The organism is Reichenbachiella agarivorans (assembly GCF_025502585.1).
GTDB lineage: Bacteria > Bacteroidota > Bacteroidia > Cytophagales > Cyclobacteriaceae > Reichenbachiella > Reichenbachiella agarivorans.
The window spans coordinates 2,988,311-3,005,286 of the sequence record NZ_CP106679.1 but is presented as its reverse complement, the minus strand read 5'-3'; the positions used below and the strand labels follow the sequence as shown (position 1 = coordinate 3,005,286).

General features: G+C 42.6%; 10 protein-coding genes. 2 read left to right on the top strand and 8 right to left on the bottom strand.

What is annotated here, in order from left to right:
- Window positions 1-78: 78 nt before the first annotated feature.
- Window positions 79-1,875, top strand: coding sequence for an acyl-CoA dehydrogenase family protein (locus N6H18_RS12625; RefSeq protein WP_262308634.1), 1,797 nt, complete (start codon window positions 79-81; stop codon window positions 1,873-1,875).
- 255 nt (window positions 1,876-2,130) lie between these two features.
- On the opposite strand, the gene N6H18_RS12620 is transcribed toward N6H18_RS12625, so the two are convergent.
- From N6H18_RS12620 to N6H18_RS12595, 6 genes are all read right to left on the bottom strand, one after another.
- Window positions 2,131-2,691, bottom strand: a complete 561-nt coding sequence (locus N6H18_RS12620; RefSeq protein ID WP_262308633.1) for a DUF1572 domain-containing protein — start codon at window positions 2,689-2,691, stop codon at window positions 2,131-2,133.
- Window positions 2,692-3,500: 809 nt separating this feature from the next.
- A complete protein-coding gene (locus tag N6H18_RS12615; protein ID WP_262308632.1) occupies window positions 3,501-4,055 on the bottom strand; it encodes a hypothetical protein in 555 nt (184 codons plus the stop codon).
- 657 nt (window positions 4,056-4,712) lie between these two features.
- A complete protein-coding gene (locus tag N6H18_RS12610; protein WP_262308631.1) occupies window positions 4,713-7,559 on the bottom strand; it encodes a PD-(D/E)XK nuclease family protein in 2,847 nt (948 codons plus the stop codon).
- Window positions 7,560-7,572: 13 nt separating this feature from the next.
- Window positions 7,573-8,151 (bottom strand): 3'-5' exonuclease, encoded by a 579-nt coding sequence (locus N6H18_RS12605; protein ID WP_262308630.1) that lies wholly within the window; start codon window positions 8,149-8,151, stop codon window positions 7,573-7,575.
- The gene (gene nhaC, locus N6H18_RS12600) at window positions 8,151-9,602 is read right to left on the bottom strand and encodes a Na+/H+ antiporter NhaC (protein WP_262308629.1); all 1,452 of its coding nucleotides are present in this window, start codon (window positions 9,600-9,602) and stop codon (window positions 8,151-8,153) included. The genes N6H18_RS12605 and nhaC overlap by 1 nt, the downstream gene beginning before the upstream one ends.
- A 73-nt stretch (window positions 9,603-9,675) precedes the next feature.
- Complete coding sequence (locus N6H18_RS12595; RefSeq protein ID WP_262308628.1) at window positions 9,676-10,863, bottom strand: proline dehydrogenase family protein; 1,188 nt, start codon at window positions 10,861-10,863, stop codon at window positions 9,676-9,678.
- A gap of 197 nt (window positions 10,864-11,060) precedes the next feature.
- Between N6H18_RS12595 and N6H18_RS12590 the strand changes: the two genes are divergently transcribed.
- Window positions 11,061-12,179 (top strand): TlpA family protein disulfide reductase, encoded by a 1,119-nt coding sequence (locus N6H18_RS12590; RefSeq protein WP_262308627.1) that lies wholly within the window; start codon window positions 11,061-11,063, stop codon window positions 12,177-12,179.
- 190 nt (window positions 12,180-12,369) lie between these two features.
- Here N6H18_RS12590 and N6H18_RS12585 read toward each other — a convergent pair whose 3' ends face one another.
- On the bottom strand, window positions 12,370-15,771 hold the full coding sequence (locus N6H18_RS12585; RefSeq protein ID WP_262308626.1) for an efflux RND transporter permease subunit: 3,402 nt from the start codon (window positions 15,769-15,771) through the stop codon (window positions 12,370-12,372).
- Between the two features lie 29 nt (window positions 15,772-15,800).
- A complete protein-coding gene (locus N6H18_RS12580; protein ID WP_262308625.1) occupies window positions 15,801-16,976 on the bottom strand; it encodes an efflux RND transporter periplasmic adaptor subunit in 1,176 nt (391 codons plus the stop codon).

Genomic DNA, 16,976 nt, shown 5'->3' with positions numbered 1-16,976 from the left:
ACTATTATTTTATATATTTGATATGTTATGCACGCATAATAACCTCATAAAGAACCAAACACATTTAAGTGATAGAATATGGAAGCCCAAGCAACTAAGAGATCAATCAAAGGAGGAGAATTTTTAATCAGAGAGACCTCAGCAGAAGAAATCTTCATCCCAGCCGAATTTACTGAAGAGCAAAAAATGATGGCACAAGCCACCAAAGACTTCATTGACAAAGAGATTCAACCCGTCAGAGACAAAATCGAAAAACAAGAAGGTACAATCGTTCCTGATCTGATGACCAAAGCAGGTGAGCTAGGATTGCTCGGGGTATCCATCCCAGAAGAATACGGTGGATTGGGAATGAACTTCAATACCTCTATGCTCATCGCAGATGTCATTGGTGAGACGGGTTCGTTCTCTACTACCTATGGCGCACATACGGGTATCGGCACCCTACCTATACTCTACTATGGTACTGAGGAACAAAAGAAAAAATACCTCCCTCTCATCTCATCAGGCGAATGGAAATCATGCTACTGTCTCACTGAGCCAGACGCTGGATCGGATGCCAACTCTGGCAAAACCAAGGCAACGCTCTCCTCGGATGGCAAACACTATTTGATCAATGGTCAGAAAATGTGGATATCCAATGCTGGATTTGCGGATCTATTCATCGTATTTGCGAAGATCGATGATGACAAAAAACTAACTGCTTTCATAGTAGAAAAAACATTTGGTGGGATCACGATGAACGACGAAGAAGTGAAGTTGGGTATCAAGGGGTCATCGACCCGCCAAGTTTTCTTCAACGACTGCAAAGTACCAGTTGAGAATATGCTCTCCGATAGAGAAAATGGTTTCAAAATCGCCGTAAACATCCTCAACATCGGACGTATCAAACTGGGTGCTGGCGTATTGGGTGGATGCAAGGAAGTCGTCAACTATGCCGTCACCTATGCCAACGAAAGAAAGCAGTTCAACACTGCCATCGCCAATTTTGGAGCGATCAAGCACAAACTGGCTGAGATGGCGATCCAAACATGGATCACCGAATCAGCATCCTACCGTGCTGGTCAAAACATCGATGATTGTATCGCAGATCTCATCGCTGACGGCATGGAAGATGGTCAAGCCAAGTTGAAAAGCTTTGAGCAGTTCTCTATCGAGTGCGCCATCATCAAGATCATTGGTTCTGAGGCATTGGATTATGTAGTCGATCAAGGAGTCCAAATCTATGGAGGCATGGGATTCTCCGAAGATGCACCCATGGCGAGAGCCTACCGTGATGCCCGAATCACCAGAATCTACGAAGGCACCAACGAAATCAACCGCATGCTGATGGTAGGTATGATTCTCAAACGCGCCATGAAAGGTGAACTCAACATCATGGAACCAGCGATGGCAGTAGCCAAAGAATTGACTTCTGTGCCTTCATTTGACATGCCAGACTTGTCCAAGCCTTTCGCAGAAGAGAAAGAAGTACTGAAGAGACTCAAAAAAGCAGTCTTGATGGTAGCTGGCAAAGCAGCACAGACTTTTGGACCAGCATTCGAGACTGAGCAAGAGATCATGATGAACATCGCCGACATGATGATTCAAATCTATGCTGCAGAGTCCGCAGTATTGAGGGCAGAAAAACTAGTAAGTATCGGTGGTGCCGATGCACACAAACTGCCTACCAATGTAGCCAAAGTGTACTTGTATGAAGCTGCAGAAAAAATAAACAAAGCCGGAAAGGATGCCATCGCTTCGTTTACCAAAGGTGACGAACAAAAAGTCATGATGATGGGACTGAAAAGATTTACCAAATCCAATCCAGTCAATGTAAAAGAACTCCGTCGTGAGATTGCGGATCACTTGATTAGCAAAAACAAATACGCTCTTTGATTAACCAACTGTTGTAACCCAAAATTGATTGTTTGGTTTGATTATTAGCCCTGAGTTTTAAAGATCTCAGGGCTTTTTTATGTCTTCAGTACCAACAACCCGCCATGGTCAGTGGGCTGTTGGAACGCACAAACCTCTCATCTCGCGCATCGTCACGTTTTGATCTCAACCTGGTGGTGGGCTGTCCAATCCAGCCGAAAATATCCTGCTTAACAAAACGCCATCCTTTAACGAGGCACAATGTGGTGGCAAGTTTTATTTTTTTAAATCGTCTGAAAAATGCCCTTTATGCTTTCCTCTTGAAAATTTCTCTTCATTAAATACGGTTGATTTTCCTTTTGGAATACTCAAACTTTTCCATTCATCTCCCTTAATCATTTTGCCTATATAAACAATTTGTCCAATATGATAAGAATAATGGGCTAACTGTCTATTTATCGCATCCAAAACAGAATGCTCCTGGTTTCGGATATACACTTTTGTTTCAAAGTTGTCTTGATTTATAGTATCTAATGCATCGAACAAACATTTCCACCCCTCATTCCATTTTTCAATCAATTCTTCTTTGGTTTTTATCACCGATTCAAATTCTGAATCCCTGTTTCTCCATTCCTTTTCTCCGTCAGACACCAAAAAATCTGTCCAACGAGATTTCATATTTCCCCAAAGATGGTTTACGGTTATGGCGATAGAATTCGACCCTTCGTCATATTGCCACAGAAGGTTTTGTTGATCAAGTTGGTCAAAGGTTTTTTCTCCGACAGATTTATAATATTCAAACTGCCTTTTGACGCTATTTAGATATTGGTTTTTCATTCAGCGTGTTTTTTTTCAGCGTGACAGCTATCAATCAACTATCGGTTGTAAGCCCACAGCTTGTAAAAAAACACAATCTAGCGAAATCCGCTGAAGCTCACAACGGTTTCAAACGGCCCTGCATTCAGAAGGCGAAAATCTCCTCTGAGCTGCGCCCAAGACTCTGATTCCTTGTCATACTGAGCCCCGTCGAAGTATAGACAAGCAGTGTAGAAGATTCATAGTAAGTTGTTCATGAGAGTTTGCTGAATCTCATCTTGTTACCTAGAATTATCAAGAGTGAGGTTGAAATTGTAGCAACCCCGATAAAAGTTGGAATATGTATTGGGCCAATCATAAAATCGTATGATGTTGGCCAGATTGCCCAAATTAGAAATGAGGCTATCAGACCCAAAAAAATGGTTAAAGATGAGATTAATATGAGCTTCAACCATGTGAATTGATTTGCCCTTAAAACAAGAGCTATAAATACGATTCCTAGTAGGTATGTAATAGAGCCAAGGTAAAGGTTCAATAATATTAATTCGGATAAAGGTGTAGGTAATTGTTCTTCCATTTTTTACGCTCATGCGCCATAACCAAGATATGGTGCGTGTGCGTGTCGTTTGATAATACAGCCAAAGTAGTGAAAATCTGCCGAACCTACTAGCAAATCGGTGAGAGCTACGTTCTCCCGATCTTCCAGTGCGGCGAACTGATCTCCCTATAAGCAGAGAAGTAATTGCCGCGGCAGATGCACGGGTTCGTTCCATCGACGCTGGCTAAATGCTCAGTTCGCACATGCGTCCATACACAATGTTGTAGCACGTTTATCTCCGTTCCAACAGCCTTTTTGCAGCTTCAACCGCTTCGGGAACTAGCGAGTTCTGTTCAACGATGTTACGAAGTTCGTCCGTAGACTTCTTATTGAATCTTGTTTCAAAACCGTTCACAGCTGACTCAAATTTTGACTCCTTGGATTCCTCCGATTCTGGTTTGGGTTTTATGAATCCTTTGAAGGACTGAAACACTTCAGGGTTCAGGGCTAGGTGAAAAATAAGGAGGCTCAATGCCGTTAGTTCGAAAGAGATGATACCAATGCCAAAAGAGAAAGTGTTAGGATAAAAGTTGATGTATTCAGAAAACGCTAAAATGGTTAGAATGGCAAAGGCATATTTCCAAACTGGTTTCTTAACTAGTATCAGTGTTAAAACGATTGCTAATCCAAAGCCCGCGTATTTTACTGAATCCACCATTGAATAAGTGACTTCATTTCCTTCTTCGTTGATATGACTTGGCATTAATAGTACCTGAATCGCATAGGTTAAAAAAAGTATGCAAGCGATTCCGAAGGGGATAAGTTTAACTAGTTCTTTTTTCGTCATGAAAGTAATGTGCTACACCATTTGAGCAAGCGGAACTTTTGTCCGCATACTTGCCCTATGGCATGAGTAAATCTAATAGTTTTATTTGTTTCATTCACATCTAGTACAGCGACGAGAGTAAATGTGTTTTTAGTTTATGAATTGTAACCAAGAATAAACTATTCTTCCCAATTAAATACCAATCTCTTACCCCAAAAGCCCCTGTACGATTGAAAAATACCCCGATACAGGGAGATGATTGCGAGGCATTCACCTCAAACCTATCAGGTTTTGAAAACCTGATAGGTTTCGTCAATAGACACAATCTTCCCTTCTCTCTCTCACTTTTGCCTTTTGGTTTCGGTCAGTATAGGTTACCCCAGCACCAGGTTAACTTTACTTTTGCCCTCTTTTTGACTTCACACTACCCTCTTGATAAGTACCCTTTACCTTCATGGTGCTTATGTCCAGATAAAAAGATATAAGTCATTTTTCAATAAGATATATATCTTTTTTTATAACCCTATATATCATTTTCAGAAAAGATATATATCTTTTTGGCTCAACATGCGGTCAATGGAAGCGATTGAACAGCAAGCGTATAGTTACTTATGCAGTTGCTTTTCACCCTTGTGACTAAGAAGAGGGACTTGATAAGCTTACCAACGCCAAAGACTACTATCCCCTCCTACAAATCTCTATGTAAGGGCAATACTGGCACTTCCTTAGGTCTTCGGTTTGGGTAAAGTCGATGGAGGTATTGAAGATCTCGGTCAGTAGGTATGTCAGAGTCTCCTTGAACTCATCCTCTACCATGCTATAGTCTGTCAGTACACCAGCCGTGCGCCCTGCCTCTTTGTTGCCTTTTTGTTTGAGTTGCCCGTCAAAGTCTGGCTGATGCAGGTCCTTGCTGTTGTACATCAATGGCTGAATCGGCAATGTCAAACCTGGGTGATTATCCTTGTACAGCATGGAATAGTACAGGAGCTGAAAGACACCCTTGTTGCGGTTGTCACCTGCGTCGACATCTATGAGTTGTGCGATGTCTGAGAACTCGCGGTTGTCACGACCCGATTTGTAATCCACAATTCGGATGTGTTCATTCTTGCGATCTACCCTATCGATCACGCCCTTCAATCCTACTTTCTCGGTACCTTCCAGTGTCTCGATCTCAAAATCTACTGTGTAGTCCTTGGACTCCAAGGCAATCACCTCAAACGGCGTGTACCTCGTATCTGCTTTGAGGATGTAGGATACAAACTGCTTGATCACCTCATAGACAATCAACTGACGCCCTCTGGCCTTTTTGACCTGATCAATCTCCAATTTGTTCTCCACGAAGGAGCGATTCACTGCTGATTCTATTTGCCCGACCAGCTCCTTCATGACCTCCTCTGTCAGCTCCTTTTTGCCCTCGTAGAGGAACTCCATCGAGGTATGCAGGAGATTGCCCAAGAGTGATGGGTCGATATCCTCTTTGATTTCGTCGGGTTCATAGATCTCTTCGATGTAATTGAAATAGAATTTCAACTTGCAATCAATGTAGGTATTGAGAGCAGAGGGAGACAATCGACGGGGGTTTTCGCTCCCAACCAAATAGCGCCGCAACTGCGTCAGAGTCTCACCATTTTTCTGTTTGGTGATATGAAAGACAGGCTCTGCCAACACCTTGGTCTCTACCGATGACTCGACGAATTGGATCTCTGACTCATACTGGAGCTGCTGGACATAGCGACTCAGTTCGCCGTTCTTGTTAAACTCCGTGATGTTGTTGTAGGTGATCCACATACTCTCTGTATTGTGTAGCAACCTGTAGAACAAATAGGCTTGCATGGCGTCCTGATGCTCGGTAGTGGGCAGGTCAAATGCCTTGCGAATGTTGTAGGGAATGAAAGATGACGTGCTCGAATCCTTGGGCCATGATCCCTCATTCATCCCGACGATGAGTACATTTTTGAAGCTCAAGTTTCTGGTCTCCAAGATCCCCATCACCTGCAGGTTGCTATTGGGCTCTCCTGTAAAAGGCAGTTTGATGGTGTTGCCGAGCTTCTTGTACAATCGCAGCAGAGAAGCCATCGACAACTCGATCTGCTGATCAGCCGAGGCGCTAGCCAATCTTTTGAATGTGGAATGAAGGGTAATTGCCACCGATTTATCCAGTGCTCCCAACATTTCCAAATCCATCGCTTGGATAAAATCGACCAAAGCATCCAAATAGTCTCCAGACACCTCTTTGGGTTGAATCAATTCTACCAAATGGGGAAACTCTTCCTCGAAATCTTCCAATTGGAAAAGATATCTATTCTCTGCCAGACAATGCTTGATAAATGTCTCCACATCATCGTCCGAAATAGCGAGGAGATCATTGAACGACAGGATGGATTGCAATTCTTTGAATTTGAGCTGTCGTCCTTTGTTTTTGCTTAGGCTGTATTGTAGCTCGATGAGTTTTTGTAGCAGGATGTAAAATCTGGCATGACCTATACCCCAGCCCATAGTCACATTGACAGCTCCTACCGACGGAGGCAATTTATCGAGCAGATTGGGCAGATAAGACTCATCCGCCAAGATGACCAAGGTATCCTTGATCCCTCCAGCGCTGAGCGACAACTGCTCCAGTTGCTGGCATGTCGCCATGATCTGTCCCATTCTCAGTGGAGCGGAGACCAGTTCGATCTGCTTGTTCTTGTGATTGATCTGACTTTGGATGTCCCGCTCGATACTGGCTTTGAAAGCAGGGTCTTTGGCGTATTCACGAAAAAAAAGACCAGACTCCTGGTACTCTCCTTCGAAATAGTAACTATCTATCTCCCAGAAGATATCGGACTGCCCACCATCGAGACAGCGTTTGATGATTTTCTCCTCTGCTCTGGTGAGGGCATTGAAGCCCGCAAACCAGACCTGCTTGCCTACGAGAGAATCACAATTGTCGGAAAATTCTCGAAAAAGACGGCCTTTATAAACTAGATTCTGCTCTTGGAGCAGGGTGTTGAACCGCTCATAGAGCTGATCCAGGATGGACCAAGTCTTGATAAACTCGGTTTGCTTCTTGTCAGGCTCAGGCAAGAACCCTTGCCAAAAGCCCTGTATGATTTTCTTGTCATCCTCCGAGAGGAAATCGAAGGAATCGTCTAGCTCCTTTTGTGACTTGATCACTCGGAAAATGTGATTGGTCTCGACGAGATAGTTATCTATGTCGTTGAAATCCTTGAGGATCATTTCGCCCCAAGGCAAAAAGGCGTCAAATGCCTCAGCATGTGGCAATAGGCTTTTATAGGCTTTGTAAAGCACAAAGCTGAGCTGTAGTTCGTCTGCCAATTTTCTATCCTGTTGCTCCTCGACAAAAGACTCAAAAGAGGTGATGATGGGTGACCAAACGGGCTTCTCGTACAACTCCGCGAGATAGGTAGCAAAGTACAGTCCGGCTCGCTTGTTTGGAAATATGATATGTAACTGACCACAGTTCTCTTCAAATTGTTCCTTGCATCTGGCTGCAAGTGACTCCAAGAAATTAGAGTGGTTCATGGTGTGAGGTTGCTTATGATTCGAGCTTGTTCATCTTCTTATAGATCTCGATACAGATCCAAGCGTCAGTGGCAGCATAGTCTATCTGCGCATCTGTCAATTCTTCGTTTTCCCAATTGGACACTTGTTGACTTTTGGAGATTCTGCCTTTGAGGAACATGCCTGCAAAATTCCTCGCACCGATGCTCTCAAACCCTAAGGTCTTGGCTAGTTCATTCAAATCTACAAAAGCAGCTGGATTGAAGTTTTTAATCTTTTTCAAGTCTTTGATATCATCTCTGATCCCGATTCCAGCGATGGTGATCTTAGGATTTTCAAACAAATCAATTATCTCCTGAGGCAGCCCTGTCTGCAACAAACGGATCAAATATACACGGTCTGGGGCTGCCAATTGCAACAATGCTACAGGGTACACCTGTCCCTTCTTAAATGCTGGTTTGGTTTCGGTATCAAATCCCAACAAGGAAAATTGACTCAAGTAATTAGCAGCTTCCTGGACAGCAGAGATGTCCTCTACGACTATGGATTTACCTTCATATTTGATGAGTGGAAGTTCATTTACCTCCTCTTTGCTAATTTTTCTTACGCGCATTAATCTTCCTTTTGGCCCAATTTTCTAATCTTGATGTTAAGATATCCAAATAATACCGTCATCAAAGGGCTAATAATATTAAAAAAACAATAGGGAGCAAAAGTCAAAGTGCCCACTCCCAATACTGAGGAGTGATACGCACCACAGGTATTCCATGGAATCAATACGGAAGTCACTGTTCCCGAGTCTTCTAAGGTACGACTGAGGTTCTCTGGAGCCAGCCCCTTCTCTCTGTATATGTCTGCATACATTCTACCTGGCACGACAATGGCCAAATATTGATCCGAAGCAGTGATGTTGAAAAATATACACGAACCAGCAGTAGAAGCAATCAACGAACCCGTGCTATTCACTACTTTGATAATCGCAGCAGCTATTTTCTTCAAGAATCCGCCACCTTCCATAATACCACCAAACACCATGGCACTCAAGATGAGCCACACCGTATTGAGCATCCCATACATGCCTCCAGAACTTAGCAACTCGTTGACCATGGCATTGCTCGTCTCTACACCTACCGAGCCATAGAGTGCCTTCATGCAGCCTACATAGATCACTTCCCAGCCTAAAGCATCACCCATACCAGCTACCTCCAAGATGATGTTTTGCTGACAGATCAAAGCCTGTATGATGCCCAAAAGTGTCCCCACCAATAGTGCAGGCAAGGCAGGCACTTTCTTGACAATCATGATGATGACAATTGCAGGAACTATAAAGAGGGACAAGGAAATGTAAAATTTGTCATCAATGGCTTGTAGCACAGCAGCTGTTCCGATCTCATCTGATGCAGGCTCATGAACAAACCCTGCAATCAAAAAAATCAACAGTGTGATGGTGATAGAAGGAATCGTCGTATAGGCCATGTATTTGATATGAGTAAACAAATCCGAGCCAGCCATCGCTGGTGCGAGGTTGGTGGTATCTGACAAGGGAGACATTTTATCCCCAAAATAGGCACCAGACAAAATCGCTCCTGCGACCCAGCCTTCGTGAATACCCATTGTCTGCCCTATTCCAATCAACGCGATACCAACAGTGGCAGAAGTAGTCCAAGAACTACCAGTTGCCATGGATACAATCGCACACACGATACATGCCGCAAACAAAAAGATGGAGGGATTGAGAATCTGTAAACCATAGTAAATCATCGCTGGTACGATCCCACTGATCAACCAACTCCCTGCTAGGGATCCTATCAACAACAAGATCAACATGGATGGCATGGCTGAATTGATACTCTTGGTAACCCCGTTTAAAATATCATCCCAAGAATAGCCTAAACCAAATGCAATCACTGCGGCCACCGCACCCGATAGAATCAGAACAATCTGATTGGATCCATCTAGGGCAGAATCTCCAAATATGAAGACATTGATACTTAGGAATAGAATTAGAAATATTATTGGAATAAATGCTTGCAGCAGGCTAGCTTCTCTTTTCTCCTTGACCATTTACAGTTGCTAAAACTTAAAAATCGGAAGATAGGTATTTTTCGCCTTGCACTCAAAAAAAACCTACTTATCTCTACGAATTGTTTCTTTTTCTTCTCTTCATCTCATGCTTGACCAGCAAAAATTCACGACTGCTTTGTCCAGCAATCGAAGTATTCTCTTGGGCTCTTCGCATCAGGTAGGGTAGCACTTTTTTGACTGGGCCATAGGGTACATATTTGGCTACATTGTATCTCAAGTCAGCCAAGGTATAGGAGATATTGTCACTCATACCATACAACTGCGCAAAAAACACCCTTGGATCATCCTTGCGGATTTGTCGTTCTTCCATCAATTGTGTCAAATATTGAGAACTCTTCTCATTGTGTGTGCCTGCACAAACGGAGATGGTTTTGATGTGGCTGACACAATACGCCAATGCCTCATCATAGGCTTGATCTGTTGCAGCTTTGTCTACCTGGATCGGGTCAGGGTAGTCTTTCTCTCTGGCTCGTTCCCTCTCCTTTTCCATGTAGGCACCTCGTACCAGTTTCGCTCCTACTTTGAACCCTTCATCCTTTGCCTTTTGGTGAATCGCCTTTAAACTGTCCAAAGAAGATTTCTTATACAACTGATAAGTATTAAAGATGTACACCGTCCGCTTGTTGTGCTTTTTCATCAGGTCGTTGACGATCTCGTCAATTGGCTCTTGAATCCAAGATTCCTCCGCATCAATGAATAGGTATTTTTCACTATCCACTGCATACTGACAGATCTCCTCTACTCGTTGGATGAATGCATCCCACCTGACTTGTTCTTCTTTGGTAAATTCTTTTCTTGCCTGCTTTTTTACCAACAAATCAAAGGCTACAAAGCCTGTAAGTTTCATCACTCCCGTAGGAATATTGCTAGTCGTCTGTGCCAGTTTGAGAGACTGAATGATCTCCACTTTGTTTTGATCAAAGACCTTTTCTTTGCTCTCACCCTCGACAGAATAATCCAGTATGGTGTGGATGTAAGAGTCTCCGAGTTTTTCTACTGTTTTGATTGAATCCTTGAGGGACTCGCCACCACAGAACTGCGCGAAAATAGTTTTCTTGACTAAAAACTTGATGGGGAGATGTATTTTCAAGGCAAGCTCTGTCAACCAAATCCCCAACTTGGCAATCAGTGGGTTATTCATGGTAAAGAACAGAAAATACATTCTTTTTAGATCAAAGTCGCTTTTGTCATTGAATGCCACCTCTGTGTCATCAAAATGCACTTTTGAAATTTTATTCATACAATCATTTTTGGGTGACCAAAGATAGTATGAGATACCAATATTCATACACAGCAGACTTTGTAAAAGTTGGAAGATCACATCAGCGGCAGGATGAAACCAAGAATGGTCAGCAAAAAAACCAATCTGAATATTTTTATCAATTCTGAATACTTATCGACTTATTTTCGTTCATCCAAGGAATGAACAATCAACACATGCGATCAAACAACTTTTTCTTACTAGTATCACTCATTGGACTGGCCATGGTGGCATGCAGTCCCAAAGAGCCAATCACTACAGCGGTATTTTCACTAGAAGTATCAGGACTGCAAAACAAATCTCTGCTCTATCAGGTCACCGACCCAGCTCAGAACCAACGGGTAGTTGTTGACACACTAGTCTCTACAAATGGAGAACCCATTGTCAAAAACTATGACCTGCTTCCGCACTACTACATTTTAGAGTCTGGCAATCTCCAAATTCCCATATTGGCCGACTCAAGCCAGCAAATCAAAATCAAAGTATCTGGCAGTGATTATACAATTTTGGGATCAGAAGACACAGAAAAATTCGAAGCATACGAAGCATTCAGGCAATCCATCTTGGAAAAAACTGTTTATCCAGTCCGTAAGACACTTTACGCGCTTCGAGATCAAAATAATCCCAAAGACGCTGAAGAAATCGAAATACTAGGTCGTCAGCAACTCCAAGCCGAACAGGCGTATCGTGACACACTGGTGTATGCCGTAAAAAAAATGGGAATATCTATTGCCATCTATCCTACTACCCTGAGATGGACCAATGATGCTGACATTCCCTTCTATGATAGCTTGGTCACAGCATTTGCTGCAAAATATCCCAAACTACCTATCACAAGCTATCTCAACGAAAAGGTCCAAAAAATGAAGCAGGTTGCAGTAGGCAGCTCTGCAAAAGACATCATTGCCTCAGATACAACAGGGACAGATATATCACTGTATTCTTCGATGAAAGAATATACACTCATAGATTTTTGGGGTAGTTGGTGCTCTCCCTGCCGTACCGAAAACCCAGTCTTGCAGAAATTGTATCAGCAGTACAAAGACCAAGGTTTTGAAATCTATGGTGTAGCCCTGGAGCACAACAAAAAGGCATGGATCAAAGCACTAGACAGTGACAAGCGCAATTGGGTCAATGTATCCAACATACAAGGCTATGAGACGCAAAGCAGCCAGGACTATTCTGTAACAGCTCTGCCCAAAAACTTCCTCATCGACAAAGACGGCATCATCATCGCCAAAGACATCCACGGCGAAGAATTGGTTGAGAAAATCAATTCACTATTTACTGAATAAAGATTTATGCAACGTGGTGTATGCTCTTCACTATGCGCTAAGATGAAGTTTATCGATTGCTTTAGACACTAAATTCTGGCTGCCATGTACCCATAACGGTATTGCGACTAATCAGAAACAAGAACATAGAAACCATAAAAAAGCGACGAGCATTACACTCGTCGCTTTGCATTATATCAATTTTACTCTTTTAGCTTACTCCTAGTTTCCTGTTGATTCTGGCGAAGAACAGGTACATAACAGGCACGATGACCAGTGTCAAGAAGGTTGCGAATGTCAATCCAAAAATAATCGTCCAAGACATAGGTCCCCAAAAGGCAACATTGTCCCCTCCTAGGTAAAAATCTGCGTTGTTTTCACTAAACAACTTGATGAAGTCGATATTGAGCCCTACCGCCAAGGGAATCAATCCCAATACAGTAGTAATGGCAGTTAACAATACGGGACGCAATCTCGTAGACCCAGCCACAACGATGGCGTTGATAATCTCGTTCATTGGTAATTTATCCACTCCCAACTCCAATCGCTTTCTGTCTCTACTCAACTCAATAAAGTCGATCAAAACAATGGCATTGTTTACCACGATACCCGCAAGCGAGATGATTCCAATCATGGTCATAATCACCACAAAGTTCATCTGAAATATCACCAAGCCTAAGAACACACCTATGGTGCTCAACACCACAGATGTCATGATGATAAATGGAGTTGTAACCTTGTTGAACTGGGATACAATGATCAAGAAAATTAAGAATACCGCCACCAACAGTGCGCCACTCAAGAATTCCATTTCTTCAGCTTGCTTCTCTTGCTCACCTCCAAATTTGAACTCATAACCTACGGGCATTTCATAATCCGACAACAACTCTTTGATTTCTTCATTGATGACTGTTGCGTTGTATCCCGAAACTACGTTGGAGGTCATAGTCACTACACGTTTCAGATCCTTCCTTCTGATAGAGCCGTAGGTAGAGCTCAATTCGGCAGTAGCTACAGACGAAATCGGTACACTCACTATCTTGCCATTTGACTGATTTCTATACACTACACTTTTGTTCATGAGTGCATCCATATCATATCGGTAGTTCTCCTTTAGTCTCAGCTGAATCTCATAGTCGTCTTCTCCTTCTTTGTATTTTGAGATTTCCTTGCCAAACAGAGCCGTTCTGACCTCCATGGCGATAGATTGAGTAGACAAACCAAATCTTCTGGCCTTGTCTCTGTCAATATCCACGATCAACTCTGGTTTGCCTGTTTCCAAGTTAGATTTCAACTTTTCGATTCCCTCTATACCAGACTTGTTGATATAGTTTTTCATCTGCTCCGACACTTCTATGAGCTTAGCGAAATCTTCACCTGCAATCTCTATGCTAATGGGTTTACCAACAGGAGGTCCATTGCTATCTTGATCCACGGTAATGGCAACTCCAGGAAAACCAACCATCGCTGCTCTCAATGTATCCAATATTTCATTGGTAGAGATTCCTTGTCGGTCTTTGTAATCCTCAAAGTTGACTGTAATTCTTCCTTTGTTTGGCGTCTCATTTTGTCCAAAAGAAGAAAGATCCATTGGATCAGAAGCACCAGCACCTACATTGGCAACCACAGATTCTACGATTGCACTATATGGTTCGATGACCTTCATCACCTTCTTTTCAATTTCCTGGGTAAACTCATTGGTCTTTTCTACATCGGTACCTACAGGATACTCCACGAATATATTCACATACTTTGGTGAGGTCTTAGGAAAGAACTCCACATCTGGTGGAAAAACCATCATCAATAAGATCGAAAAGAAAAGCAAACCTACTGTACCCCAAAAGAACAAATAAGGTCTAGCACCAGCCAAAGCATAGGTCAGCAGTTTGCCATACAGTCCTTCTAACCAAGGTAAAAATGCACTTTGGAATCGTCTAGACACGGGAATCAAGACAAAAACATTGAGTAGTATCACAAATCCTAAAGTGATGGACAATTTACCCATTACAGTCCAATTGATCAGAATCATCAAAATCCCTAAGATCAAAGCCACCGCAAAATAGATGAATATTTTCTTCTTATTGACTTCCTCCCCTTGATCCAATTTCATGAATACGGCAATCAAAACAGGGTTGATAACCAAGGCAACAAACAACGACGAACCCAAGGTCACAATCAGTGTGATCGGAAGGAATTTCATAAACTCCCCCATAATCCCAGGCCAAAATGCCAAAGGTAAAAATGCGGCCAAAGTAGTCGCTGTTGATGCAATAATCGGCCATGCCACCTCTCCCACACCTATTTTGGTGGCTTCATACATATTGTATCCTTCCTCTCTGAGACGGTAGACATTTTCTACTACCACGATCCCGTTATCCACAAGCATACCTAGTGCCATGATGAGGGAGAACAACACCATCGTATTGATCGTGACTCCAAACATCCCCAAAATCATAAAGGCCATAAACATGGAGAGTGGTATGGCGACCCCAACAAAAAGTGCGTTTCTAGTGCCTAAGAAGAAAAGTAATACAAGTACAACCAGAAGTACTCCTGAAATAATGTTGTTTTCCAAACTGCTGACCATGTCTCGGGTCTCTTGAGATTGGTCATTGGTGATGGTCGTTTCTAGATTTTCTGGAAACACATTTTCTTTGGCTTTTTCGATGATCGCGTTGATCTTGTCAGTGGCGATCAATAAGTTTTCACCACTACGCTTTACCACATCGATCATCACCACAGGCTTGCCATTGAGGCGAGCATAACTTTGCTTCTCTTTGTAGCCAAACTCTACTTCAGCGATATCTGCCAAATAGACGATATTACCCTTCTCCTGTTTGATTACTACATCTAGCAATTGCTCAGGATCGGTAAATTCTCCGACTACACGGATAGATCTACGAATATCTCCTTCCTTCAAGTTACCGCCAGATAGCGTGATATTTTCCGCTCTGATGGCATTTTCAATATCCCCAAAGTTCACCAATCGTGCTTCCATTTGATAGGGATCCACATTGATTCTTACCTCTTTCTCATCCACCCCCCGGATTTCCACTTTAGAGATTTCGGATAGTTTTTCTATTTCATCTTCCAGATATTCTGCATAGTCGTTGAGCTCTTCGATGCTAAAATCTCCAGACAAGTTGATATTCAATACTGGAAACTCTGAGAAATTCATCTCAAAAACATTGGGATCAGACTCTAGGTCAGTGGGTAGTTCGGTTTTGGCACGATCTACCGCATCCTTTACCTTGGTCAAAGCATCCTCTATGTCAGTTTTGGATGTAAACTCTACGATGATCGTAGAATAATCCTGAACAGACGTAGATTTGATCTCCTCCACCTCTGCGATGGTATTGATCTCCTTTTCCAAAGGTCTTGTGATCAGGTTCTCCATGTCCACAGGTGAGTTGCCTGGGTGGGGAGTACCTATATATACGATGGGTTGTCTGACCTCTGGAAAGCTTTCTTTAGGCAATCCAATATAGGTCGAAATCCCCATAATGACAATAAGGGCTGTCAAGACAAAAACGGTCGTACGATTGTTGATCGAAAGAGTCGTCAGTCCAAACTGCTTTTCTATTTTTTTATCATTTTCACTGCTTTCAGCCATGATGAGATACTAGTTTGAGTTTGAAAAGATTATTTAGATGCCACTGTGTTGACATCTGAGCTGGGGGTTTCTGCTTGCACTTCTACCACTACTCCTTGTGCCAAATCTCTGTAACCTTCGTAAGCGATGATTTGTCCCTTTTTCAAGCCTGACAAAATTTCCGTTTCGTTGTTATAGGTAATTCCTACTTCTACATGGAGCTTTTCAGCAATCATGTTTCCATCCTTTTCCAATATTTGATAGATGAAAGTTCCTTTGTTATCCTTTTGGATCAGTTCAGTAGGCACCTTCAACGATGATTCATTTTGGTAGTCCCTGATAGACAAAACCACCACTTGATTAGGCTTCACAGGAAAATCCAGTTTTGGCAAACTTACTTCCAGCCCAAAAGTTCTGTTTTCGTTGTTTATTACCTGTCCTACCGATGTAATCACCGATGAGACTTTTTGATCCTGAGAGGGGAAATAAACATCTACCTGATCTCCTTTCTTGAACTTACCGATAAAGCGTTCTGACACTTCTGAGTTGATGTGTACATCATTAGGATTCACGATTCTCAACAATGGAGACCCAGGTTGCGCCATTTCACCTGTTTTCGCATCAACCGCATCGATACTGCCAGAGAATGGTGCAAAAATCTTAGACTGATTCAATTGCGAACGAGTAGTTGCGAGCTTGCGCTCCAACGATTCCTTGTTGTTCTTTGCCTCCAAATACTGCATCTCAGTTCCAATATTTTTCTCCCAAAGATTGGCTTGCTTGTCAGCAACAATCGTCGCTAGTTCCAAATTGGTTTTCAACTCAGCGATATTGTTGCGCAATATCTCATTGTCAAGCTCGACCAACAATTGTCCCTTTTTGACTACTTGTCCTTCTACTACCGCTACTTTGATAATTTTACCAGGTATCTCCGAGCTCACCACTACATTGGTTCTAGACTCTACTCCACCTCTTACCTCGATTTTGTGTTCGAAGTGTTGTGGTTCCATTTTGATGGTAGTCACCAATACTGCATTGATTTCTTTCTTACCATATTCTGGATCTTGTGTCTTGATCTCGCTTTCTAGCTCCGCCACTTGCTGTTTCATCTTCAGCATTTCGTCTCTCAGCTTGACCACTTCTTCCTTTTTTTGATCGAGTTCATTACCTCCTCCGCATGCTACCAGCAAGCTAGAAAGAACTGCTATTGATATATATCTTTTCAT